Raw genomic sequence first — 25,201 nt, 5'->3', positions numbered from 1 at the left:
AAGCAGCGGCGGCGGAAGCCGGAGCTCCGGTGGAAGCTGGGGCAGCGGTGGCGGCAGCAGCGGCTCGAAGAGCTCGGGTGGCGGCTCCTCCGCGCCGAGTGGTCGTGGCAGCTCGGGCGGCTCCCGTGACAACAAGGGCGGCTGGCGCTGAGCCTCCGGGCGAATCCGCCCACCCCCGTTGATGGATTTCCGACACCGGACCGCGTCCCTTGTCCCTCACGGGCGAGTGGCCGGCCCGGTGTCTGTCTTTGAGCGTCGGACAGGGGACGGAGCGTTCGCGGGTGGATTGCCGCGCGGAGGGGGCATGGAAATGTTGCCGAGCGATGAAGCGCCCATTCCTGCTGGCATCCTGTGTACTTCTCGGGCTCGCGTCGTCCGGCTGCGGCTCCGGCGGCCCTGCTCCGGACCCCGGCTTCCAGACCGAGGACGCCGAGTCGGTGGACCTGGACAACCTGCGCATCCGCGTCAGCGGACAGGCACAGGTGCTGCCCGAGGCCGCGCGACTTTTCACCGCGCTGGGCCAGCCGGTGCCCTCGCTCGGCGGCATGCCCATCCTCGTCGAGGAGCCGCTGCGGGTGGCGGTCAATGACGTCAACGCCACCTTCGGCACGGGCGTGCTCCAGGAGGACGGAGCCTTCGCGGTGACGGAGGTCCCCGTGCGCGAGGTGCACCAGGGGCTGGCCGTGGGACTGGGCGGACCCGGCTTCGTGCGGACCGTCACCGTCGTCTACGACAGCGTCTTCACCGGAGCGCGGCCTCGCACGGATGTCATCGAGTCGAGCGCCTGGGCGCTGCCGGAGTCGTTCCACGACGCGCTGGGCACGGCCATGGGCGAGCCGCTCTTGCGAGGCCACACGGAGGACCGGGCCCACACGCTTCGCGACGCGGGCTTCGCGCTGGGGCGCGTCGTCGACGAGAACGGCCAGCCTCGCGCCGGCGTGCGCGTGGTGCCGGACCGGAGCGAGTTGACGGAGCGCATCTACTATCCGACGGCGGACCTGAACGGCGTCAACCAGGTGGGCACGTCCGCGGACGGCCTCTTCCTCTACGTGCACACCGCCGGGGACGCGGAGACGTTCCGGCTGGGCGTGGAGGGCGAGGAGGCCTACGTGGCGCGCAATGTGGCCGTCGCGCCCGGCTGGGGGCTGGTGCTCACCCTCTATCCGGGGCTCCATCCGCCTGCATCCCGATGAGCGGCGGTCAGGCAGGCACCCTGCCCCGCCGTGCGACGCCGGACGCGGCGCGCGTGCGCATCCATGTCCCTGACAGGTGCGTGAGGAGCGAGGCAGCGGGCCGTCACGTGTGACGCGGCCACCCGCCCTCGACGGAAGCACCCGTGCGTTCCGGGGGGACGCCGATGAATCGGACCTGGAGGGCCCAGCCCCAGAGCCAGGCCGTTGCCCGCGCGCTCGCCTGGGTCGCGGCGGCGGGCGCTCCACTGATGGGGCTGGTCTCCCTGGCGAGCTGGGCCTTCGCGGCGCACTCCGCGTGGCCCGAGGTCTCCGGCATGCCCATGACGGCGCCTCGCACGGGGGTCGCCCTGGTGCTCGGAGGCGTGGCGCTCGGACTGAGGCTGCCCGCCCGCCCCTCCCCCATGAGCCGCCTGCTGTCCGCCCTCTGCGCGGCGGGCATGTGCCTCATCGGCCTCGTCGGCCTGCTGCAGGTCTTGGCCGGTCTGCCGCCGGCGCTGGAGGCGTTCCTCGCGAGGACGTTCGGCGTCCTCAGCGCGATGATTCGCCCCTCGCCCCTCACGCCCCTGTGCGTGCTCTTCCTGGGCCTCGCCCTGCTGGTACCGGGGCGCGCGGGGAAGCGACAGTCGTGGCGGGACGCGCTCGTCGTGGGCGCGCTGCTGGTGGCGCTGCTGGGCTTCAATGGCCTGCTGTTCGGTCCCCTCATCGCGCTGGACGGGGGGTTCTTTCCTCCGCGACGCGGCATGGGCCTGTACACGGCGCTGGCGGTGCTGCTCCTGGGCGTGGGCCTGCTCTGCCTGCGGCCGGAGCGGGGCCTCACGGGGAGAATCACTCGGGACACCCTGGGCGGCTTCCTGGCGCGGCGGCTCGTTCCCGTGGCGCTGCTGGGGCCATCGCTCCTGGGCGCGGCACTGGCCCTGCTCAGCGTGGAGGGACTGCTCGGGCGTGAGGCGAAGCTCCCACTCTTCGCCACCTTGCTGAGCGCGGGCGGCGCGGTGCTGGTGCTGCTCTCCGCTCGGGCCCTGGACACACTGGAGGCGGGACGGCGGCGCGCCACCGCGGCGCTGGAGGCCTCCGAGGCGCGCTACCGAAGCCTGCTGGAGACGACGCCGGAGCCGCTGCTCATCGTCGACTCGGATGGGCTGCTGCGCTTCGTCAACGCGGAGGCGGAGCGCGTGTTCGGCCACCCGCGCGAGGCGCTGCTGGGCCGCGAGGTGGAGCGGCTGGTGCCGGAGGGGCTCTTCGGCGGACACCGCCTGGGGGGCACGGAGGATGGACGAGCCCTGCATGGCCTGCGCGCAGACGGCACCCGGGTGGCCCTGGAAGCCCGCCTGCGCCAGGTGTCAGGCCCCGAGGGATACAGCCTGCTCGCGGTGCTCCGCGACGTCACCGAGCGCGAGCAGGCCATCGCCCGGCTGCAGGCCGCCCGCGAGGAGGCGGAGGTGCAACGGGGTCTGCTCCAGGCCGTGCTGAACCACGCGCCGGTGGGGGTGCTGTTCATCGACCCGGAGCTGGGCACGCTGGTGACGAACCCCTTCGCGGAGACGTTGCTCGGGCCCGTCCCCGAGAATACGAAGCGCGGCGCCTACCTCAGTCGACTGCGCCATGCGGATGGACGGCTTCTGACGAGGGAGGAGCTGCCGTCGACCCGGGCGTTGAAGACGGGCAAGGTGGTGGGCCCGGTCGAAATCATCATCGCGCGGCCGGATGGTGGGACGACGCCCGTGCTCATCACCGCCGCGCCCGTGTTCGGGCCGCAAGGCGAGCAGCGCGGCGTGGTCATCACCGGCCATGACCTCACGGCGCACCGGGAGCTGGAGCGGCTGCGCGAGGAGTACGTGAGCCTCATCTCGCATGACCTGCGCAACCCGCTCCAGGGCATCACCCTGCGCGCGAGCATGCTGCTGCGCGAGCTGAAGGAGCGACGGCTCTCGCGCGAGGAGGCGCTCACGGACGCCATCCTCCGCAACGTGGAGTGGATGAGCTCCATGATTGAAGAGCTGCTGGAGGGCTCGCGCCTGGAGTCCCGCCGCATCGAGCTGCGCCGCGAGCCGACGGACGTGGCGCGCTTCCTCGAGGACGTGCTGGAGCGGGACGTCCCTCCGGACCTGCGCGAGCGCTTCCGTTTGGAGGTGGCCACGCCGCTCCCCCTGACGTGGGTGGACGCGCGCCGCCTGGAGCGGGTGCTGTCCAACCTGCTGGGCAACGCCGCCAAGTACAGCCCGCCCGACAAGCCCGTGCTGGTGCGCGCATGCCTCCGTGAGGGCCTCGTCGTGGTGTCGGTGAGGGACGAAGGTCCGGGCCTCGCGCGAGAGGACACCGAGCACGTCTTCGACAAGTACTACCGGACGCGACAGGGCAGCGCGTCCGACAAACAAGGGTTGGGGCTGGGGCTCTACATCTGTCGGCTCATCATCGAGGCGCACGGCGGCCTCATCTGGGTGGAGAGCGAGCCGGGCCACGGCGCCACCTTCTGCTTCAGCGTGCCCACGGCCCTTCCGAGCCCGGAGCCCCTCCGTCGTCCAGAGGGGCCCGGTTCGAAGGGCCTCGCATGAGACCTGGCTAGCGGCGCGCCACCCAGCGAGGCAGCCAGTCCGGCGCCTTGTCGGTGGTGAGCCGCGTCTGGCCGCTGCCATCGGCGCGCATGAGGTACACGTCCGTGTTGCCCTCGCGCTCCGAGGTGAAGGCCAGGTACTTCCCGTCCGGGCTCCACGCCGGCATGTCGTCGCGGTGCTTGCCGTCCGTCAACGCCACCGGCACCCCGCCCTCCACGGGCACCGCCCAGAGGCGACTGAGGCCCTCCGGCAGACGGCTCACGTACACCAGGCGCTGGCCATCCGGGCTGAAGGCCGGCTCGCGCTCGTCGCCAGCGAAGCCGCTCCCCGACACCGCGCGCAGCTCCGAGCCATCCGGGCGCACCAGGTACAGCCGCTCCTTGTCCTCCCGGTCGCTGACGAAGAGGAGCCATTTGCCCTCCGGGCTCCACAGCGGCGCGCGGTCCTCGCGGTGGAAGGCGGTGAGCCGCCGCTCCTCGGTGCCGTCCGCCTTCGTCACGTAGATTTCGGGGTCGCCCTCGCGGCTGCACACGAAGGCCACTTCCTTGCCGTCCGGTGAGACGGCGGGCTCGAAGCAGCCCTCCTTCACCTGTGTCAGCCGCACCTCCGGCGCGCCCTCGCGCGGCTCCAGGCGCACCAAATCACTGAAGCCCTGGGCATCCGACTCCGCCACCAGCCACGAGCCATCCGGCGCCCAGCTCGCGTTGCGCGCCCGGGCCCTGGGGGCATGCAGCGGCACCGCGTCTCCCCCCGCGAGGGGCTGCACGCGGAGCTGCTGGAACTGAATTCCACCCTGCTCGCGCACGGCCACCACCAGCAGCGACTTCCCATCCGGGGACACCGGGCCGGGGTAGTCGTCCTCGGGGCCTCGGGTGATTTGCGTCTCCGTCCCGTCGGGACTCACCTGCCACACGTCCTTCTGTCCCGCCCGCTCCGACAGGAAGACCACGACGCCCGGAATGGCGCGTGCCTCCTCCTTCGACAGCGGCCCGACGCCCGACGCTCCGCCACACCGGCCGGAGCATCCGACGCCGAGCACGGCGAGCGCGGTGAGACTCCACCGCGCTCGCCACGGCCAGGAACGCGGCATCCGTTCTCGGCCTTGCTTCCTCACGTCATCGCACCCGGATGGCGTCCGCCATGACGACGTAGCCTTCAGTGGTCCAGCGGCTGAGCTGCACCTTGTTCCAGCCCGCGGCGAAGTTGTACGTGCCCAGGGCCACCCAGGCGCCGCCGTTGGCCTGCTGATTCACCGTCACCGTGCTGTTGCCACCCGTGTGGCTGATGATGAACGGCGCCGCCGGAGCGCGGTTGGTGCCGGCCACCCACCAGGCGTCGATGGTCTTCGAGCCCGCGGACGCCATGTAGAAGTTGAACACCACCGGCTCGGAGATGGGCTGCGTGGAGGCGTAGTAGTAGCCGCTGCCGTAGTAGCCCGCGCTGGTGCCCGCCGCCCACGACGCCGGCACGTCCGTGCGCGCCTTCGTCGAGTCGTTGTTCGCGTTGTGGCTGTCCACGATGATGGTGCCCGTGGGCGTGCCGCCGTCACCGCAGTAGCTCTTGATCTTCGAGATGTAGCTGCTCCACGGCCAGTTCGGGCCCGGGTCCGTGCGCGAGGACGGCTGGAGCCGGCCGTGCGCGACGATGTGATAGCTGTCGCGGGTGATGACCTGCCCCTTGGAGATGTCGCAGGACAGCTTCGCCGACGCGTCAATCTGGCCCGCGGGGAAGGACGTCTGGCTGGCGAAACCGCCGTGCTCGATGCCCACCGAGAAGTGGTTCACCGACACGCCGTTGAGGCCACAGTCCACGCTGCCGTTCAGGCTACAAGTATAGCTGGCGCCCACGTGCCAACCGCGGTCCGACTCGCGCACGAGCTGCGAAACCTCGCTGCCGCTCTCGTTGACCACGTAGTGCGCGCTCACGCCCGACGCGGAGTTGACCAGCCAGCCCCAGCACCCGGCGTAGCCACCCTCACACGTGTGGATGACAATCATCGACACGTTGGTGCCCGACGGACGGGCGTTGTAGTTGGGCGACGGCCGCCAGATGGAGGCGCCGTAGTCCGGGCCCGCCGCCAGCGCCTGCATCCTCGGCAGGGCGAACTTCGCCTCCACCCGCGCGGCGTCCAGCGACACCGCCACCTTGCCCTCGGGGGTGAACGCGCCCGCGCCCTCGCGCAGCGCCGCGTACAGCTCGTTGTGGACGTAGTGCGCCTGCACGTCCGCGTCGGTGATGTCCGTCAACTGAACGGCCACGGGCGCCCACGCGCCCAAATCCTCGCGGTCGATGCCCGCCTCGGCGGCGTACTTCGACAGCAGCGCCGCGCCAGCGCGCAGGTTGGCCAGCCGGTCGTCACGCACGGCCTCGGCGGAGACACCCGCCAGCGCCGCGCCGTCCGTCACCTTGGCGCCGCGCAGGGCCAGCAGACCGAACGCCGCGGGACGGCCCTCGAACTCCTCTTCACCCTTCACGTGCTCCCAGCGCGTCTCCGTATAGGAGATGGCCTTGAGCAGGCTCACCGGAACGTCGAACTCCTTCGCCGCCTGCGCGAACAGCGCGTCCAGCTCCGTCGGCGTACGACGGGCCGCATCCGCGACCGCGCGGGCCGCGTCATCCGCCGCACCCGAGGGGACTTCCGTCGAAGCCGGGGGGGTCTCTTGCGGCGGCGCCTCTGGCTGCGGTCCGCAGGCAGACAGGGCCAGGGCCGCGGCAGAGGCCGCGAACGTCTTCCACAACACGTGCATGGGGAGCTCCTTCGAGGGGGTCAGCAGCTCTTCGGTCCGCCCCCGTCCACGGGAGCGGCGCAGCGCGGGCCCTTGAGCAGCATGCATGCCAGCCACGCCATCCCCGCTTTCCACCCCCACGCGCCCCCCAAGGTGGAGCATCCATGCTCCACCTCCGCGCCTCTCTTCTCGCTCCTCGAAATCCGAGTGAACATTTCAACCCGCTGAAATGACGGGCACGCCCACATCAGGCCTACTTCCACCCACCCCCGGAATGGCCGCCCGTGTCGCAGTGGCGCATTTCGAGACAGTCCCGGCGTAAACTGATTTTACGACATTTCTCGTATTTCTCGTCTTTTATCCCCTGGCCGGATTGAGGACGGCGTGCGGGGTTTCTGGGGGAAGCAGGCGAGGGCCTGGGGCGCGTGGAGTTCTGGGGCCTGGAGGGCGAATCATCCGGTATGAGGGGGCGCATGCGGCTCTTTGGTATCGGCGACACGCATCTGCCCTCCACGCGACAGAAGGACATGCATCGCTTCGGGTGGACGGACCACCCGCTTCCGCTCCAGCGCGCGTGGGACGAGATGGTGCGGCCGGACGACGTGGTCATCGTCGCGGGCGACATCTCCTGGGCGACGCGGGCGCACGAGGTGATGGACGACCTGGCGTGGCTGGACGCGCGGCCGGGGCGCAAGCTGCTGGTGCGCGGCAACCATGACTACTGGTGGGGCGACTCGGCGTCGAAGCTGCGCAAGCTCCTGGAGCCATTCCGCACGCTGGAGGCGTTCCTTCACAACAGCGCGGCGGTGATGGGGCCGTGGGTGATTGCCGGCACGCGGCTGTGGACCGCGCCCGAGGCGCCTCCCATGCCCGGCGGGGAGATGGGGGACGAGCCCGTCAACGACGGCTATGTGGAGCGGGAGACGCGGCGGCTGGCGACGTCCATCGAGGACGCGAAGAAGAAGGAGGCGGCCAGTCGCACGCCGCTGGTGCGCGTGGCCGCGGTGCACTTCCCTCCGCTGTACGCGAACGAGAAGCCCACGGCGTTCAGCGAGCCGATTGAGGCGTTCAAGCCGAAGGTCTGCGTGTACGGCCACCTGCACTCGACGGGAATCCCGGCGGGCTTCACCGGGGAGCGCGCGGGCGTGCGCTACGTGCTGGCGTCGTGCGATGCGGCCGGCTTCAAGCCGATGCTGCTCGACGAGGTGTGAAGTGGGGTTAAGCTGAACGTGCTTCCGTCATCGGAGCACGGGCCGGAGCAGGAGCTCAAAGACATGCCGTCCAACAAAGCCGAGCTCGCCGAGCGCCTCGCGGCCACCCAGCCCGGCGACGCGGTACGCGGTCTGTTCTTCAAGGCGGTGTTCAGCATGGTCCAGCAGCGGGCGGGCCTGGCCGCGCTGGAGAAGCTGCGCGTGGGTGACTTGTCGAAGGACTACTCGGACCTGCGCACCTATCCGGTGCAGGAGTTCCTCCACCTGCTCTATGTCGCGGCGGACGCGCTCGAGCCGGAGATGGGGCCTGAGAACGCCGTGTACCACGCGTGCGGCGAGTCCAATGTCACACGCTATTCCACCGGCCCGGGGATGCTCATCTTCGGCATCATCTCCCGAGGAGACCCGCAGAAGCTCTTCTCTGGAGCGCAGATGGGCTACAGCGCGGCCGTGACGTACGGCACCCGCGAGTATGTGACGACGGGACCCAAGTCAGGGACGCTTCGCGTACGTCGAGACATGCTGCCTCCCGCGTATCACGAGGGCATTCTCACCGGCGCTTTGAAAGTGTTGGGATTGACTGGCACGGCGAAGGCCCATCCACAGGGCATCGACCGCGTGGACTACGACATCACCTGGGAGTGATTACTCCACGCGCTCGAAGGTGACGTCGAGCTCGGCGACGACGCGCTCACCCACGGACGCCTGGCAGGTGAAGACGTGGTCGGCGCCGTCGTGCGAGCGGCGCGCCGCGCCGAACACCACCGTCTGGCCGGCGTACGCGAGGCTGTCCGCCTTGAGGTTCACGTTCTTGGCGAGCACGCGGGCCCACGGCGCGCCTTCCAGCTTGCGCAGGAGCGTCGTCGCGACGCGCGTCATGCCGCTGGCGACAATGGCCACGGGCATCACCGGGTGCAGGGCGAAGTGGCCCTTGCACATCTCCGCCGTCACGGGGCCCAGGGACGCGGTGAGGCTCTCACCGTCCGGGCGCCAGTCGCGCAGGGCCAGCGACTTGCCATACGGGTTCTGCCGCATGCGCGCCCACTCCTCCGGGGTGCGCTGCACGCCGTCGTCGCGACGGGGCTCGCTGCGCATCTCCACGCGGGCCTCGCCGAACAGGCGGGTGAAGGCGGCGGCGGACAGCACGTTGTAGTCCACCTCCAGGCGGAACACCGGGGTGCCGTCCGGCGCGGACAGGAGCGTGCGCGCCGTGGCGGTGCGCTTGCCCGTGAAGCTCGCCTGCGCCAGGCCCCAGAGCAGGTCCGTGGAGCGCGCCATCGGCTCGCGGCGCAGCCACTCACCGCGCGCGCCGCACGCCAGGTAGAAGTGCTGCCCGTCCTTGGGCGTCACCAGCGCCGAGGCGCAGGAACCGAGGATCGCCAGGTGCCGCCCCGCCTCCGCGATACCGATGAGGCCCGCTTCCGCGTCCGGGTCCTGCTGCACGGGGATTCGCGCCACCACCTCGCCCTGCCCCATCACCGTCACGTCCTTCAGCGCGAAGTACGGGTCTCGCACGCAGATCCGCGGATACAGCTCCTGCGCGCTCAGCACCGTGTGCGGGGCCAGGTTCGACCAGTCGCGCAGGGGCTGCTCAGTCCAAGGCGTCGCCGAAGGCGCGGAGGAGGAGAGACCGGAGGAGAGGATCGAGGAGGCGACGTCGAGCATGGGGGATGACCTCAGTTCGGACACGGGGTTGTGCGCGACACCTGAAAGCACTGTAAGCGAGCAGGCTTTCATCCGTACAGGATTATTTCTGTACGGTGGAAATATCATCGCACAACCAGGCCTGGAGTTGCCAGTGGGGAGGTAATTTTATGTTCAGGGAGGATAAAATCACCACTCCGTGTCACCTGGAGTGTGTCAAAGGACACCCCAAACCCACACTCAACGCATGGCGTCAGGACGCCGAGTGGGTTGAACTCACCCCATTATCGCCCGCGCCGCAGCCGTGTTTCCGCAGAGTTACAATGTCACTGGGTCCTCAGACACAGCGCGTCTTTCCGGACACCGTAGGCAAAGTGATGGTGGACCGGCAGGATTCCAGTCCGACCACCCATTCCAGGCCGGTGGACGCCTTTTCCAGCGGAGCGGGTTTTCCGCTGGGGGAATTTCCGGAGGATTTTCCAGCCGGCCCTCACCTGTCGGGAGGTGGCCTGGGCGGAAGACGCGCTCCGGCGTGTTGCGCGTTCCTCGGAGGACGCGAAGCCCGGCCCCTGGAAGACGGGGCCGGGACGCCAAGGCCTGCTACAGCTCCACCTGACTGCCCAGCTCCACCACCCGGTTGGGGGGAATCCGGAAGTAGGCGGTGGCGCTGCGGGCGTTGCGGCTCATCCAGGCGAAGAGCGCCTCGCGCCAGACGGCCATGCCGGGGCGCTTGGTGGGAATCAGCGTCTCCCGGCCCAGGAAGAAGCTGGTGCCCATGAGCTGGAACTGGAGGCCCTTCTCGCGGCAGCGCTTGAGCACGTCCGGGATGCTGGGGTTCTCCATGAAGCCGTAGGTGGCGACGACGCGGACGAAGCCCTGCTCCAGGGGCTCCACCTCCACGCGCTCGGCCGCGGGGATGTGGGGCACGTCCTCGGACTGAATGGTCAGCAGCACCACCTGCTCGTGCAGCACCTTGTTGTGCTTCAGGTTGTGCAGGAGCGCGGGCGGCGTGCCCTCCGCGTTGCCCGTCATGAAGATGGCGGTGCCCGGCACGCGCACGGGCGGGTGGTCGCCGAAGCTGCCCAACAGCTCCTTCAGGGGGATGCTGGAGGCGCGCAGCTTGGCCGCGAGGATGTCGCGTCCGCGCTTCCACGTCGTCATCAGCGTGAAGACGGCGACGGCGAGCAGCAGCGGGAACCAACCGCCGTCCGCCAGCTTCATCGCGTTGGCGCTGAAGAAGGCCAGCTCCACCGTGAGGATGAGGCCCGCCACCGGCATCGCCACCTTGCGGCTGACGCCCCAGCGCTCACGCGCGACGATGTAGGCCATGACCGAGGTGATGACCATCGTCGTGGACACGGCGATGCCGTACGCGGACGCCAGCGCGCTGGAGGAACGGAACGTCAGCACCAGCGTGAAGACGCCCGCCATCAGCGCCCAGTTGATGCCCGGCAGGTAAATCTGGCCCATCTCCTCCGCCGAGGTGTGCACCACCTCCATGCGCGGGCTGTAGCCCAGTTGCATCGCCTGACGCGTCAGCGAGAAGGCTCCGGAGATGAGCGCCTGCGAGGCGATGACGCCCGCCACCGCGGACAGCGCCACCAGCGGGTACAGGAGCCACGACGGGGCCAGGAGGAAGAAGGGGTTGCGCGCGGCGCTCGCGTCACGGAGCAGGAGCGCGCCCTGGCCCAGGTAGTTGAGCATCAGCGCCGGCAGCACCACCCAGAACCAGGCGCGCTTGATGGGCTTCCACCCGAAGTGGCCCATGTCCGCGTAGAGCGCCTCGCAGCCCGTGACGACGAGGAACACGCCGCCCAGCACCAGGAAGCCGTGCCAGCCGTTGTGCACGAAGAGCATCACCCCGTGCGTGGGGGACAGCGCGCCCAGCACCGCGGGGTTGTGCACCAGCTCCTTCACACCCAGCGCCGCCAGCGTGAAGAACCACACGCACATCACCGGGCCGAACACCGCGCCGATGCCCGCCGTGCCGTGCCGCTGCACCAGGAAGAGCACCACGAGGATGGCCAGGGTGATGGGGACGATGAACGGCTCCACCAGGGGCGTGGCCACGCTGAGGCCCTCCACCGCGCTGAGCACCGTGATGGCCGGGGTGATGAGGCCATCGCCGTAGAGGAGCGCCGCGCCGAAGATGCCCAGGGTGATGAGCACGGGGCGGGCCGTGTGCGCCTGCTGTCCCTTCTGCCGCTGCATCACCAGCGCCATCAGCGCCAGGATTCCGCCCTCGCCCCGGTTGTCCGCCCGCATCACGAAGATGAGGTACTTCACCGAGACGATGACGAGCAGGGACCAGAAGATGAGCGACAACACCCCCAGCACGTTCTCCGGCGTGGGGTGGATGCCGTGCGGGCCGGTGAAACACTCGCGCAGCGCGTAGAGGGGGCTCGTCCCGATGTCGCCGTAGACGATGCCCAGGGCCCCGAGGGCCAGGAGTGCCGTGCGCTTGAAGGAGTCGGGGCCTTCCCGAGCCTCTTCGCCGCCCGATACCCCGGTGGTGGTGGCTTTCACGGTCCCCCCTTTAACCGAACGCCTGGGGGTAGCAATGGACGCGGAGCGACGCTCCGTGGATTCCAACGCCCGTGTAGGCCAATGTATGACCGGGTGGACCCCGCTGCCTCCGCCTGTCGGTGTGCGACGGAGCGTGCGTCCCCTACGAACAGTCCTGAGTGGACGTATGTTGGTTAGCCATGACGGAGGGCCGGGGGGCGCCTTCAGGGGAATCCCCTTCCCGCCCTCCCGTGCTCCCATGCCGCGCGAGCGGGGGCGCAATCGAACATGGCAGCAGCCCGGTACGGAGACGCGCGGCACTTCGGGGTCCACGCCCCGGAGGTGGAGGAGCGGCTGGCCCTGCTGGCGGAGGCGTCGCGGGTGCTCGCCGACGCCAGCCTGGAGCCTCCCGCCGTCATGGAGCGGCTGTGCGCGCTGGTGGTGCCGCTGCTCGGCGCCGCCTGCACGCTGCGGCTGTTGTCCGAGGACGGGCTCTGGCTGCGCACCGTGGCCTCGGCCGCCTCCACCCCGGAGGCCCGGCTGCTGTTCCAGACACTCAGTCCTCCCGCCGTGCGCGCGGACGAAGGCCCGTCCCATGAGGTGCTGCGCACCGGCGAGGCCCTGTGGCTGTCGGAGTCCGACCCGGAGGCGCTGCGCCGCCTGGTGCCTCCGCAGCAGCACGGGCTCCTGGAGGACTTCCCCTTCACCCGGCTGATGGTGCTGCCGCTGCGCGCGCGGGGCCGGAGCCTGGGCACCCTCACCGTGTGGAAGGACCCGGCGGCGGAGCGCCCCGGCGAGGCGGGGGAGCAGTTGCTCCTCCAGGAGCTGGCGGACCGCGCCGCGCTGGCGCTGGACGTGGCGCGCGCGTACGCGGCGGAGAAGGAGGCCCGACAGGCGGCGGAGGTCTCCGCGGGGCGCCTGTCGCGACTCCAGCGGGTGACGGCGGAGCTGTCCCAGGTGCTGTCGGCGGAGCGCGTGGCGGAGGTCATCGTCGAGCAGGGCGTGGAGGCGGTGGGCGCGGCGCGCGGCGCGCTGTGGCGGCTGGACGCCGGGCACGCGCGGCTCCTGAGGTGCACGGGCTACGAGGACCCCCGGCCCTTCATGGAGGCCTTCGGCGTGCTGCCCCTGGACGGACGGGGGCCCATGACGGAGGCGCTGCTGGAGGCGCGGCCAGTGTGGCTGGAGACGCCGGAGGAGCTGGCGGAGCGCTACCCGGAGATGGATGAGACGCGCCACCGGGTGGTGCGCAAGCCCGCGCCGGCCTCGGTGTGTCTGCCCTTGCTGGTGGAGGGCCGCGCGCTGGGGGTGCTGCTGTTCGCCTTCTCCGAGGCGCGCGTCTTCGACGCGGACGAGCGCGCCTTCCTGGAGCTGCTCGCCCACCATGGCGCGCAGGCGGTGGCGCGGGCCCGGCTCCTGGAGCAGGAGCAGCGCGCCCGCGCGGAGCTGGCCGAGGCCAACGAGCGACTGGCGGCCATCATCCAGGCCTCCCCCGCCTCCATCATCCTGGTGGACATCCACGGCACGGTGCGGATGTGGAACCCGGCGGCGGAGCGCATCTTCGGGTGGACGGCGGAGGAGGTGCTCGGCACCGTGCTGCCGGTGGTGCCCGAGGGCAAGCACGACGAGTTCCGCCGCAATCTGGAGAAGGCCGGCCGTGGCGAGTCGCTGGGCGGCGCGGTGATGCAGCGGCGGCGCAAGGACGGCACGCCGCTGCAGGTGGCGCTGTGGACCGCGCTGGTGCAGCCCTCCGCTGGCGGCGCGGAGCAGGTGTTGAGCATGGCGGTGGACGTCACCGAGCGACACCGCAGCGAGGCGGCGCAGCGCTTCCTGGCCGAGGCGGGCGGCGTGCTGGCCACGAGCCTGGAGCAGGAGGAGACGCTGGAGCGCGTGGCGCACCTGGCGGTGCCGTCCTACGCGGAGTGCTGCGGCGTGTTCCTGGCGGACGAGGACGGCGAGGTGAAGTGCGTGGCCTCGGCGCACGCGAGCGAGGAGTACCGCGCGTTGGACGGCCAGCCCTCGCCGGGCCTGCTCGTCGTCGCGCGCGTGGTGGCCTCCGGCGAGGCGGAGCTGCGCACGGGCATGAGCGAGGACGCCCCGGAGTGCGTGCGCCCCCCCGGCGCGGGCGGCTGCTTCTCCTGGCTGTGCGTGCCGCTCCAGGTGCGCGGGCAGACGCTGGGCGCGCTGAGCTTCGTCACCTCACGGCGGGACTACGACGCGCAGGACCTGGCGCTCGCGCAGGAGCTGGCGCGGCGCTCGGCGCTGGCCATCGACAACGCGCGCCTGTACCGCGAGGCGCGGCAGGCCATCCGGCTGCGCGAGGAGTTCCTCTCCATCGCCAGCCACGAGCTGAAGACGCCCATCAGCGCGCTGCAACTCCAGGTGCAGAGCCTGCTCGCGGGCCTGGCGCGCGCTCCCGCGGGGGTGACGCCGGAGCGGCTGGAGCGCGCCCTGAAAGTCGTCGACCGCCAGGTGAAGCGGCAGACGCAGCTCATCCACGACCTCCTGGACGTGTCCCGCATCAGCGCCGGACGCCTGGAGCTGAGCCCGGAGCCGCTGGATTTAGTGGCGCTGGTGCGCGAGGTGGTGGAGCGCTTCGAGCCGGAGGCGGAGCGCACCGGCACGCGGCTGGAGCTTCAACTGGCGCCCCAGGCCCCGGGACTCTGGGACAAGCTGCGAGTCGACCAGGTGCTGACGAATCTGGTGTCCAACGCGGTGAAGTACGGGCGCGGCAACCCGGTGCACGTGGTGCTGCTGGAGGACGAGGCCAGGGTGCGCGTGGAGGTGCGCGACGGCGGCATCGGCATTGGCGAGGAGCACCTGTCGCGGCTGTTCCACCGCTTCGAGCGCGCCGTGTCCGAGCGCAACTACGGCGGCTTCGGCCTGGGCCTGTGGATTTCCCGTCAGATAGTCGAGGCCATGGGCGGCCACATCGCCGTGCGCAGCGTGCTGGGCGTGGGCTCCACCTTCACCGTGGAGCTGCCACGCACGCGCGGCTGAGAGCGCCGCCGCCCTTCGACTCACAGCGCCAGCAGCAGCAGGGCCACCTTCTCCTCGGGGCTGGCGGCCAGGAACTCGTCCGGCAGCCAGATTTCCGACTCGGGCACCAGCGACGTGTCGCAACTGCGCTTGCCCGCGTAGGAGCGGCCCGGCTCGCGCGCCTTCAGCCGGTACGTGCAGTCACGGATGTAGATTTTCAGCTCATCCTTGCTGAGCTTCACGGTCGCCGGACGCCCACCGAAGCCGCCCTCCGCCTCCACCGTGTCGCCGTCCCGCTTCACCTTGAGGTTGACGAGGGCGCTGCCCAGCGAGCCCTTCACCTCGCCCTCCTTGAACTTCACGTCGACGACGCCCAGGTAGGTCTGCCCCCGCAGCCCGTTGGCGGTCCGCGCCAGTTGGAAGTCCTGGCCCGTCACGTTCTCGGAGGTCATCACCAGGTTGTACTGCTGCCGGGCGATTCGCAGGTTGATGGCGTCGTCCTTCGGCGCAGAGACAGCGACTCCCGCCCCCAATACGATTGCCACCGCCAGCACACCCCGCCGCAGCGGGCTCAGAAAGCGCTTCATCGGGAAAGCTCCTCGTCCTGGATTGACATTCCCATGAACGTCAGTCTGCGCATCTCATACCGCGACGTCATGCCTCGCGTCGCAACCCCGCGGATTTGTGTTGGACCTGGGAGGCCCGCCCACCCGCGCTCGCCCCCCCCAGGAGGAGGCCTGCTCGCTCCTCCTCCAGGGGTACCAGCGTGTCGGCTCGCGGCTACTTCGCGGCCTCGGGGTTCCGGGGCGCGCCCAGGTGCTTCTCGAAGAACATCATCGTTGTCATCTGCGCGGAGTCGCGGTTGGCCTTCTTCTGGAAGCCGTGGCCCTCGTCGGTGGCCAGCATGTACCAGACGTCCGGCGCACGCTGACGCACCGCCTGGACAATCTGCTCCGCCTCCGACTGCGGCACGCGCGGGTCATTGGCGCCCTGCTGCACGTAGAGCGCCGCGCGAATCCTCGACACCGAGCCCAAGGGAGAGATGCGCTCCTGCACCTTGCGCACCTCGGGGATTCGCTCGTCGCCGTACTCCGCGCGCCGCAAGTCGCGGCGGTATGCCTGCGTGTTCTCCAGGAAGCTGGGCAGCGAGGAGATGCCCACCACGTCCACCGCGGCCTTGAAGCGCTCCGGATAGAAGGCCACCGAGGCCAGCGTCATGTAGCCGCCGTACGAGCCGCCGGAGACGCCCACGCGCGAGGCATCCAGCTCCTTGCGCGAGGCGATGAAGTCCAGCGTGGCGCCGATGTCCGCGAGGCTCTGCTCGCGCTTCACGCCGTCATCCATGGCCCGGTACACCTTGCCGTAGCCATCCGAGCCGCGCACGTTGGGCACCAGCACCGCCATGCCCAGCTCCGCCGTGGCGAACTGCGCGAAGGTGCTGAACGTGGGCAGGCTCTGCGCCTCCGGGCCGCCGTGGAAGCTGACGATGACGGGCACCTTCCCCTTCGCGTCCTTGGGCAGGTAGAGGAACGCCGGCACCTGGACGCCATCCGTGGACGGGTAGCGCACCAGCGTCGGCTCCACGAAGGTATTCGTGTCCAGCCCGCCCACCTCCGAGCGCGTCCACCGCGTCGGCTTGCGCGACTTCAAGTCCACCGTCCACACGTCCATGGGGCTCTTCGCATCCCCCAACGTCAGCGCCAGCAGGTCGGAGCGCTTGAGCGGGAAGCCCATGCCGAACGCCACCCCCTTGGGCAGCGAGTCCAGCGGCGACAGGGCCTTGGTGCGCGTGTCCAGCAGCGACACCTTCGTGAAGCCATCCTCGTTGAAGGAGACCGCCAGCTTGCGGCCATCCGGCGACAGGGCCAGCCCCGTCACGTTCCACTTCACCGACTTCGTCAGGGACTCCGGCGCGGCGGTGGGCGGCGCCTTGTCCAGCGCCACCTGGTACAGCTCCGCGAAGTCGCTGTAGCGGTCCGTCGCCAGGTACACGCTCTTGCCGTCGTGCGCGAAGACGACGGAGGTGACTCCGCCCTTGCCCTCCTGGGGCGTGATTCGCTGACGCGCGCCGGAGGCCACGTCCACCACGTACAGGTCCACGTCGTCGATGGCGCGCGCCTGCGCCACCAGCAGCTTCGTGCCGTCGTTGGAGAACGCCATCGGCTCCCAGGAGCCCTCCTGCTCCGTGACGCGACGGGCCTGCTTCGGCTGCGCGGTGGGCGCCACGTACACGTCCGTGTCCTTGCCGTTGCGCCCCGTGCCGCCGTACGTCAGCCACCGGCCATCCGGAGAGACGCTCACCGACGAGTGCCGGCTCTTCCCATCCGTCAGCAACTCCGAGCGCCCCGTGCGCCTGTCCAGGCGGAACACCTGGAAGAACTCCCCGCCGCCCTTGTCCTGCAGGAAGTAGATGACGTTCGAATCGCCGGGCTGGAAGGCCGCCCTGTTGATGGGCTCCTTCGCGAAGGTGAGCTGCGTGCGCGCGCCCATGGGCATCTCCACCACGTGGAGCTGATTCGTGTCGGCGAAGCGCGTGGTGATGAGCAACTGCTTGCCGTCATCACTGATGTCCACGAGCGACGCGGAGCGGGCCTCCAGGTACTGCTCCATCCGCTGACGGAACGCGTCCGGCACCGGCGGCACGTTGCTCACCCACAGGTTGGGCTGGCCGGGCAGCGGCGCGATTCCCGGCACCTGCGAGGGCTTGCTGGCGGAGGCCTGGGGCTTGGGGGCCTGGGCCGCCGGAGCGGGCGCGGGGGCCTGCGCGGCGAGCAGGGACACGACGAGAGGAAGCAGTCCAGGGTTCATGGTGCGCGCACGCTACCAGCAGCGTTCCGGCTGTCCTGCCCGCACCGCGTCATTCCACCCCGAGCCCGGTGATTGCTCGAGGGTGGACAATCCTTCGCCGCGCCAAATCAGACAGCGGGACCAACCAGGTTTCACGGCTCGTTCCGTAAGGGGCTCCCGAAAACGCGGTCGCGCTCCCTCGGGCGACGGCCGCACACCCCTGGAGTGCGACATGCCGAAGAGCCCTTGGAGTCATCGCTGCCTCACCGCGGCGCTCGCCGCCACGCTGTCCACCCTCGCCGGCTGCGGAGACGACGAGACGCCGCCCGACCAGACGCCGTCCACGCAGGCGAAGCTGCGCATCATCCACGCGTCCTCGGACGCCCCCGCCGTGGACATCTACGCGGAAGGGCAGTCCACGCCCCTCTTCACCAACGTGAAGTACGGCGACGCCACCGCCTACGCCACCGTGCCCACGGGTACGTACAACGTCCAGGTGCGCGCGGCGGGTGCGCTCGCCTCCTCCGCGCCCGTCTACTCCACCGGCCCGCTCGTGCTGGGCTCGGGCCACACCGTGAGCGCGGTGGCCGCGGGGCTGCTGGCCTCCAGCGACGCGACGCGCGCCTTCCGCGTGCTGCCGCTCACCGAGGGCTTCAATCCTCCCGCCGATGGCAGGACGCGGGTGCGCATCGTCCACGCGGGCGCGGACGCGCCCACCGTCTCCATCGACGTGGGGGATGACGGCTCCTCGGAAATCACCGGCCTGCAGCGCTTCCAGGACACGGGCGCCACGGGCGTGGAGCTGCCCTCCGGCCAGTCGCTCCAGGTGGGCATCCGCACCGCCACCAACGCGAAGGTGACGTCCTTCACCGTGCCCGCCCTGCCCTCGCGCGGGGAGGTGTTCGTCATCGCCACCGGACAGCTCTCCCAGAAGCCGAGCGCTCCCGCGGGCTTCGGCCTGCTGGCCGCGGGTGTCGGACTGGTTCGCCAGAATCCCGTCGTCTATGCGCTGCACGCTTCGCCGGATGCGCCCTCGGTGGACCTCTTCGTGGGCACCACGGAGCTGGTGGATGACCTCACCTTCGGCGAGCTGTCCACTCCCATCCAGGTGCCCCCGGGCAGCTACACGCTGGACTTCTTCGCCAACGCCGCTGGCGGCACGCGTCCGTCGGGTGCACCCGCCGCTTCCAGGGCCACGCCCGCGCTGGTGGCCGGTGAGCGCTACCTGGCGCTGGCCGGGGGCTTCCTCAGCCCGTCCAGGGACGACCCGGCGGACTCGACGTTCGAACTGCTCGCGTTCTCCGAGGGCTTCGCGTCGGATGCGAACAACCTGCGGCTTCGCGTGGTGCACGCCTCGCCCGACGCGCCGATGGTGGACGTGGGCCCGCTGGAGGGTGGCGTCGTCCCGACGAACGCGGCCTTCAATGACGTGCCCTATCGCCGCGCCTCGGCGGCGGAGGGTGCGGCGATTCCCTCGCTCACGGCGGTGGTGGTGGGGGTGTCCGCCTCGGCGGCTTCCGAGCGCTCCCCGGTGGCCCGCTTCCAATTGGACACGTCCGCCTTCGTGGGTCGGGGCGTCTTCGCGGTGGCCGCGGGCGCGCTCGCTCCCACGCCTGGAGAAAACGAGGCGGGCTTCCGGCTGGTGCTGGTGGACACGAGCACTTCGCCGTGGAGCGCAATCAACGTGCATCCGCTCCCGTAACGTTTTCCCAGCACATTCGTCCCGGAAATACCCAGACGCCAGGGCGGGCATCGCGGAGCCACTTCCTCCGCGGCGCCCGCTTGTCTCTTTCCCCGAGAACCGAGTCCCATGAAGCGACGCTTCGGCCTCCTCGTGCTGCTCCTCGCGTCGACCAGCGCGTGTCTGGACCCCATCCGGAGCACCACGGCCGAAGACTGCGACGAGGATGGCGCTTCGTGCCCGGCCCCGGACAGCGGGCAGCGTGGCCTGGCCCGGAAGGTGTCGGTGGGCAGTCAGCACGCGTGCGCGCTCCTGGAGACGGGCGGCGTGCGGTGCTGGGGCGGAGTCGGGCTGGTGGGGGATGGGACGCGCGCGCTTCGCGCCTCGGCGGTGGACGTGCGGGGACTGGGCTCGGGCGTGCTCGCGATTGCCGCCGGAGGGCAGCACACCTGCGCGGTGGTGGAGGGTGGCACCGTGCGGTGCTGGGGGGACAACTCCCTGGGGCAGCTCGGCAACGGCAACACGATGGCCTCGCTGGAGCCGGTGGACGTGCCGGGCGCGGGCACCAACGTGGTGACCGTGACGTCGGGTCTGGCGCACTCCTGTTCGCTGCACGCGGGGGGACAGGTGATGTGCTGGGGCGCGAACGACTTCTTCCAGCTCGGCGGGGAGTTCACGGGGAAGACGCCCAGGCCCGTGCCGGTGCTGGGGCTTCCCGCGAACCTCACGGTGCTCGCGGCGGGTGCCAACCACACCTGCGCCGCCACCACCGATGGCGAGGCGTGGTGCTGGGGGGCCAATGCCTATGGCGAGCTGGGCAATGGCCTCGCCAGTCCGACGCCCGAGCCGGGAGCGGTGCGGGTGAGAGGACTGTCCGGGCCGGTGCGCGCGCTGACGGCGGGCCTGGGCCACACCTGCGCGCGCGTGGGCGTGGGCGACCTGGAGTGCTGGGGGCGGAACGTCTCGGGCGCGCTGGGGGATGACACCGCGTTGGACAGCGCCACGCCGGTGCGACCGGTGGGGCTGCCGTCGACCATGCGTCAGGTGCGCGCGGGCAATGAGTTCACCTGCGCGCTGGGCCCGGAGGGAGGCGCGCGGTGCTGGGGACTCAATGGCGACGGACAACTGGGCGATGGAACGCGCATCCACCGCGCGGCGCCCGTGGACGTCACGGCCCTGGGCAATGAAGTCGTGGACCTGTCCGCCGGAGTGACGAGCACCTGCGCGGTGATGCGCGACGGACAGGTGCGGTGCTGGGGCGGCAACGCCACCGGCCAGTTGGGTGATGGGACGCAGTCGGACCGCGTGGCGCCGGCCGTGGTCCAGGGGCTTGGGGCCCCCTGAGAAGGAGGACGGCATGTCGCTGCTGAAGGAAGACCCGCTGTTGCTGGAGGCCTTTCGCCGGGGAGAGCCGGGAGCGCTGACCCGCGTGTACCGGGCGTACTCCGGACATGTGGCGCGGTTCCTGTCGCGCACGTACGTGTCGCGAGGACCTGGAGGTCTGGCGCGCGTGGGACCGTTGGATTTGGAGGCCGCGCACCAGGAGACCTTCGTGCGCGCGTTCCGCGAGCAGGCCCGGCACACGTATGACGGCGTGCGGCCATACTCCCTCTGGCTCAATGCGCTGGCGCGGCAGGCGGCGGTGGATGTGTTGAGGGCGGCGGGGCGCATCGCTCGCGAGGCGGTGGCGCTGGATGACACGCCGACGGCGGAGCGGCTGGCGAGCAACTCGCCCTCACCCGAGGACCGCGCGCTGGAGGCGGAGACGCGCGAGCTGGTGCAACGTTTTCTCTCCGGCCTCGACGAGGCGACGCGTCGGCTCGCGGACCTGCGCTTCGTGCAGGGCCTGTCCCAGGAGCGCGCGGGCCTGGTGCTCGGGTGGTCCCGACAGGAGCTGCGCACGCGCGAGACGAAGCTGCGCCGCGCGATGACCGACTTCCTCGTCGAGGAGGGCTGGCTCACCGCTGACGCGCCCGATGCCCTGCCCTCCGCCGCCGCCACGGCCGCGGTGATGGCCCTGCTCTTCCCCCACTTCGTGCCCTGACCCGAGTGAGTCTCCCCATGGCCTTGTTCACCCCACACGTGGACCGACAGCTCGTCCACCTCGCCAACGAGGGTGTCCTGCCTCCGCGCCAGTGGAGCCGCGTGCTGAGTCATGCCCGAGGCTGTGCCCGGTGCGGCGCGCGCTACGAGCGGGTGATGAACCTGCGCCGCATGTTCGCCCGCGACACCATCACCGAGCCCACGCCGGGGGAGCTGGAGTCGCTCGAGTCGCGCGGACTGAGCGCTGTCCTCGCCGCCGTGGAGGAGGAGGCGTCTCGCGAGTCCTCTGGACAGGCCGCGCGCGTGGACCGGTTGCACAAGGAGGACCTGGGCGGTGCGTGGAGTCTGGGGCGACGGGTGTGGGCGTGGGTGCTTGGGGTCTGGAATGCGCCGTCGTTGGGACATGTGGGCGGCGCATGGGTGGCCAGCTTGATGGCGGCGGCGGGGTTGCTGTGGCTGAGCCTGCCGAGCGACACGACGGAGTGGGGCACGCGTGGCGAGGGACAGGGTGCCGCCACGGTGATGCGGCTGTTCTGCGTCCCCGAGGAGGCGGAGCTTCGGGAGGTTCGAGGACAGGGTGACTGTCCGGCGGGTGCGGCGCTCGCCTTCGCCGCGGGAGTCCGCGCGCCCTATACACATGTCGTGGTGACGGTGCGCACCGACAAGGGATTGCGAGTGGAAGGGCCGTTCGAGGTGAAGGCGCCTCCAGGCTCGGAGGCGGCGCTGGACCTCACGCCGAAGCTGCCCGACACGGGCGAGGTGGAGCTGACCGCCGTGTTCGCGAGCAGCGCATCCGAGGCGCTCGCCGCCGCGCGCGGTGAGTCGGTCAAGGATGTCGTGCGCGTGCAGCATCGCGTCCGCATCGCGGGGAAGCCATGAGCCTGCTTCCTGCTTCGAGCCATGGCTGTGCGGGCGCGGAGGGCACCATGAGCCCCATCGCGGCTCCGGCGTCTGGTGATGTCCGTGCCTGTTCGTTGCTCGTGAGTCCACCGTTCGCCGCACGGGACGCGGCCGTGTCCGTGGAAGGAACAGCATGAGACTCCTCGCGGTTCCGGTGCCTGGCGGTGTCCTCGTCCTGTTGCTCGCGTGCTGGGCGACGGTGTCTTTCGCGGAGACGGGCGCCACGTCCTCGGAGCCACCTCCCGTTCGACGGGCCCTGGTCGTCGCATACAACGGGAGCGATTCCCCGGGCATGCCGCCCCTGCGCTACGCGGACGATGACGGCGTGCGCTGGATGGAGACCTTTCAGCGACTCGGCGTGGACGTGGTGCTGCTCACCGTCGCCGACGCCGACACCGCCGAAGCGGAACGTGAGCGACTGACGGGCGCGCGTGTGCCCACGCTCGCCGCGCTTGATGAAGCCGTGGCGTCGCTGGCCCAGCGCAACGCGGCGGACCGCGCGGCCGGCCGCACCGTGGACTTCCTCTTCGTCTACGTGGGCCATGGCCGCACCGGTGAGTCCGCGCGCGCCTACCTCACGCTCGCTGACGGACGACTGGACCAGGAGGCGCTGTACTCGCGCGTCGTGGAGCGGGCCGAGGCGGACTACGTGCACCTGCTCGTGGACGCCTGCCACGCGGCCGGCGTCGTGGGCAGCCGGGGCGCGGACCCGCTGGTGCTCCGGAGGTTGCGACGCGCGCTGGAGCAGGAGCAGCTCGCGGGTCACCCCAGCGTCGGCGCCATCTTCGCGGAGAGCAACGAGGGCGAGACGCACGAATGGTCTCGCATCCGCGCGGGTGTCTTCAGCCATGCGGCGCGCTCCGCGCTGATGGGTGGCGCGGACGTCAACGGCGACGGTCGAGTCGAGTACAGCGAACTGGACGCCTTCGTCGCCGCCGCCATCCGGGGCGTGAAGTCTCCGCAGGCCCGGCTCGCGCTGCGCACCTTCCCGCCGACATTGAGCCCCTCGCGCGCGCTCATCGGCCCCGTGCCCGACGGTCCCCGCATCGACCTGCCAGCGACGCCTCGGGGCGCGCGCATCTCCGTGGAGGACACCTCGGGCGTGCGACTCGCGGATGCGCATCAGGCTGCTGGAGAGGCGCTGGCCCTCGCGTTGCCGAAGCGCGATGCGTACTGGCTGCGCACTCCCGGGGGAGAGGCCCGCGTGCGGCTCGAGGACCTGAAGGAGGGACGGCTTCCCCGCCCCTCGCCTCCCGAGGTGGCCCAGCGCGGCGCGGCCGAGGAGAGCCTGCTCCAGGGGCTCTTCGCCCTGCCCTTCGGACGCGACTTCTACGAGGGCTATGTCACGTCGGCGGGTGGGCCCGCTGTGGACTTCTCGCGGGCCGTAACGCCCGGAGACCCGTCGAGCCTGCCGCGCTCGCTGGGCCTGGAGGTGGGCCTCACGCTCGGCGCGCCGCCGCTGGGTGGACGAGGCGTCGCACGCGGGCTGTCCTTGTCCTGGCGGGTACCGGGCCCCGGCATCATCCGGTGGGGCGCGCGGGCCAGCTACTCGCTCGCGCCGGATGCCTGGGTGGACAGCGCCACGCTTCAGCGAGTGTCGGTGCTGGCCATGGGCGGCCTGAGTGGCCGAGGCACGCTGGCGCCATTCGCGGAGCTGGGCGCGGGCTGGTTGATGACGGTGGTGGACAGACCCGGCCGCAGGGAAGGTGACTCGCTTGGCCTGACAGCGCGCGGTGCCGCGGGCCTGCGCTGGAGGGCGGGCGACTTCGCGGTGCGCGGCGCCTTCGGGCTCGACTTCGATGGAGTCCGCGTGGACGGGCATCGTCGTGGACGCTGGATTCCAGGCGTGGAGCTGGGACTGGAGCGCTGAGCGCCACCACTGACACCGTGCGGAACCAATCACCGTCCACACCGTGCGCGGCGCGCTGTGAACGGCGTTGACAGCAGCGCCCTCGCACCCGCTCAAGTCCCTGGAATCAGGCCCGTGTCTTCCTGGCAGGATGCTTGCGTTGGACCCGCTCCGAAAGGGGCGGTGCATGAGCACGGACATCACGAGGTGGGGCGAGGCACGGTGGGACGCGGGCAAGGTGCTCCGATGGACCCTTCTCCATGTGGGCGCACTCGTCGGCGGGACGCTGTACTTCTCGTGGAGCGCGGTGGCGGTCTTCGCCGTGTTGACCGTGGCGACGATGTGCCTCGGTCTCTCGGTGGGCATCCACCGCGGCCTCATCCACCGCGCCTTCCGCGCGCCGCGCGCGGTGGAGCGGGCACTCGGCTTCCTCGGCACGCTGGCGGGCCTGGGCAGCGTCCTCGGCATGAGCCGCATGCACCACCTGCGCGACTTCCACCAGAACCAGCCGGAGGCCGACTGCCCCGAGTACTTCGGCTACCGCGACGGCTTCCTCAGCGCGATGACGCACGCCCTCTTCCGCACGTGGCATGCACGCGACGCGAGCGTCTATCCCCCCGTGGAACCCGACCTCGAGAATGACGCGTTCTTCCTCGCGCTGGAGCGCGCCAACCTCTGGCTCCAGGTGCCGCTCGCGCTCGCGCTGTACGCGGTGGGCGGCCCCGCGTGGGTGTTCTGGGGTGTCTTCGTGCGACTGGCGCTCACGCAGGACGGCTTCTGGTTCATCCACTACGTGAGCCACGTCGAAGGAGAGCAGCCTTACGAGATGCAGGGGTGCGCGGAGCAGGGCCGCAACGCGGGCTGGCTCGCCCTCGTGAGCATGGGCGAGTCGTGGCACAACAACCACCACGCCTACCCCAGCTCGGCGCGCATGGGCTTCGGCTGGCGACAGCCGGACCCGGGCTGGTGGGCGGTGAAGGCACTGGCCACGCTGGGCCTCGTGCACGACGTGAAGACGATGAACCACCTGCCACTGCGGCCCGGAGCGCACCGACGCCAAGGCCCCCGAAAGCACCCGCGCGGCCCGCGTGGATGCCTCCGCCGACACCTGCCGGTGTAGCACCGCGCCACGGC

17 protein-coding genes are annotated in these 25,201 nt (G+C 70.8%); 11 read left to right on the top strand and 6 right to left on the bottom strand.

From position 1 onward, the window contains the following. Positions 1 to 323: 323 nt before the first annotated feature. Both G4D83_RS44455 and G4D83_RS44450 read left to right on the top strand, forming a co-directional pair. On the top strand, positions 324 to 1,193 hold the full coding sequence (locus G4D83_RS44455; protein ID WP_205522864.1) for a carboxypeptidase regulatory-like domain-containing protein: 870 nt from the start codon (positions 324 to 326) through the stop codon (positions 1,191 to 1,193). A 164-nt stretch (positions 1,194 to 1,357) separates the two neighbouring features. Then, the gene (locus tag G4D83_RS44450) at positions 1,358 to 3,745 is read left to right on the top strand and encodes a sensor histidine kinase (protein WP_240357174.1); all 2,388 of its coding nucleotides are present in this window, start codon (positions 1,358 to 1,360) and stop codon (positions 3,743 to 3,745) included. A 7-nt stretch (positions 3,746 to 3,752) separates the two neighbouring features. Here G4D83_RS44450 and G4D83_RS44445 read toward each other — a convergent pair whose 3' ends face one another. Beyond that, entirely contained in the window at positions 3,753 to 4,835 is a 1,083-nt protein-coding gene (locus G4D83_RS44445; RefSeq protein WP_163871038.1) for a TolB family protein, read from the bottom strand. 25 nt (positions 4,836 to 4,860) lie between these two features. Then, the gene (locus tag G4D83_RS44440; protein WP_205522863.1) at positions 4,861 to 6,492 is read right to left on the bottom strand and encodes a golvesin C-terminal-like domain-containing protein; all 1,632 of its coding nucleotides are present in this window, start codon (positions 6,490 to 6,492) and stop codon (positions 4,861 to 4,863) included. A 452-nt stretch (positions 6,493 to 6,944) separates the two neighbouring features. Here G4D83_RS44440 and G4D83_RS44435 point away from each other — a divergent pair, with 452 nt between their 5' ends. Both G4D83_RS44435 and G4D83_RS44430 read left to right on the top strand, forming a co-directional pair. Continuing rightward, positions 6,945 to 7,682, top strand: a complete 738-nt coding sequence (locus G4D83_RS44435; RefSeq protein ID WP_163871037.1) for a metallophosphoesterase — start codon at positions 6,945 to 6,947, stop codon at positions 7,680 to 7,682. Between the two features lie 63 nt (positions 7,683 to 7,745). Further along, positions 7,746 to 8,327: a TIGR02265 family protein gene (locus tag G4D83_RS44430; RefSeq protein ID WP_163871036.1), complete on the top strand. Its 582-nt coding sequence runs from the start codon at positions 7,746 to 7,748 to the stop codon at positions 8,325 to 8,327. Here the strand turns inward: G4D83_RS44430 and G4D83_RS44425 are convergent, their stop codons facing one another. After that, positions 8,328 to 9,347 (bottom strand): hotdog family protein, encoded by a 1,020-nt coding sequence (locus G4D83_RS44425; protein WP_163871035.1) that lies wholly within the window; start codon positions 9,345 to 9,347, stop codon positions 8,328 to 8,330. A 579-nt stretch (positions 9,348 to 9,926) separates the two neighbouring features. After that, entirely contained in the window at positions 9,927 to 11,888 is a 1,962-nt protein-coding gene (locus tag G4D83_RS44420) for a potassium transporter Kup (protein ID WP_163871041.1), read from the bottom strand. A gap of 231 nt (positions 11,889 to 12,119) precedes the next feature. Here G4D83_RS44420 and G4D83_RS44415 point away from each other — a divergent pair, with 231 nt between their 5' ends. Beyond that, a complete protein-coding gene (locus G4D83_RS44415) occupies positions 12,120 to 14,828 on the top strand; it encodes a sensor histidine kinase (RefSeq protein WP_163871034.1) in 2,709 nt (902 codons plus the stop codon). Positions 14,829 to 14,848: 20 nt separating this feature from the next. Here the strand turns inward: G4D83_RS44415 and G4D83_RS44410 are convergent, their stop codons facing one another. Together G4D83_RS44410 and G4D83_RS44405 are read right to left on the bottom strand one after the other, a co-directional pair. Next, positions 14,849 to 15,394, bottom strand: coding sequence for a hypothetical protein (locus G4D83_RS44410; protein WP_163871033.1), 546 nt, complete (start codon positions 15,392 to 15,394; stop codon positions 14,849 to 14,851). Positions 15,395 to 15,587: 193 nt separating this feature from the next. After that, positions 15,588 to 17,615 carry a S9 family peptidase gene (locus G4D83_RS44405; protein WP_163871032.1) on the bottom strand — a complete coding sequence of 676 codons (2,028 nt, stop codon included), beginning with the start codon at positions 17,613 to 17,615 and terminating at the stop codon, positions 15,588 to 15,590. A gap of 211 nt (positions 17,616 to 17,826) precedes the next feature. On the opposite strand from G4D83_RS44405, the gene G4D83_RS44400 reads away from it, so the two are divergent. The 6 genes from G4D83_RS44400 to G4D83_RS44375 all read left to right on the top strand — a co-directional run bounded on the left by G4D83_RS44400 (position 17,827) and on the right by G4D83_RS44375 (position 25,187). Beyond that, positions 17,827 to 19,296 (top strand): DUF4397 domain-containing protein, encoded by a 1,470-nt coding sequence (locus G4D83_RS44400; protein ID WP_163871031.1) that lies wholly within the window; start codon positions 17,827 to 17,829, stop codon positions 19,294 to 19,296. A 108-nt stretch (positions 19,297 to 19,404) separates the two neighbouring features. Then, positions 19,405 to 20,619 (top strand): RCC1 domain-containing protein, encoded by a 1,215-nt coding sequence (locus G4D83_RS44395; protein WP_163871030.1) that lies wholly within the window; start codon positions 19,405 to 19,407, stop codon positions 20,617 to 20,619. A 13-nt stretch (positions 20,620 to 20,632) separates the two neighbouring features. Then, the gene (locus tag G4D83_RS44390; protein WP_163871029.1) at positions 20,633 to 21,319 is read left to right on the top strand and encodes an RNA polymerase sigma factor; all 687 of its coding nucleotides are present in this window, start codon (positions 20,633 to 20,635) and stop codon (positions 21,317 to 21,319) included. 17 nt (positions 21,320 to 21,336) lie between these two features. Then, complete coding sequence (locus tag G4D83_RS44385) at positions 21,337 to 22,197, top strand: hypothetical protein (protein ID WP_163871028.1); 861 nt, start codon at positions 21,337 to 21,339, stop codon at positions 22,195 to 22,197. 154 nt (positions 22,198 to 22,351) lie between these two features. Further along, complete coding sequence (locus tag G4D83_RS44380) at positions 22,352 to 24,088, top strand: caspase family protein (protein WP_163871027.1); 1,737 nt, start codon at positions 22,352 to 22,354, stop codon at positions 24,086 to 24,088. Between the two features lie 166 nt (positions 24,089 to 24,254). Beyond that, entirely contained in the window at positions 24,255 to 25,187 is a 933-nt protein-coding gene (locus tag G4D83_RS44375) for an acyl-CoA desaturase (RefSeq protein ID WP_176436880.1), read from the top strand. Positions 25,188 to 25,201: the final 14 nt, after the last annotated feature.

Origin of the sequence: Myxococcus eversor (assembly GCF_010894455.1) — a bacterium.
GTDB classification, from domain to species: domain Bacteria; phylum Myxococcota; class Myxococcia; order Myxococcales; family Myxococcaceae; genus Myxococcus; species Myxococcus eversor.
The sequence above is the reverse complement of the archived record's forward strand: the minus strand, read 5'-3'. Positions and strand labels throughout refer to the sequence as shown.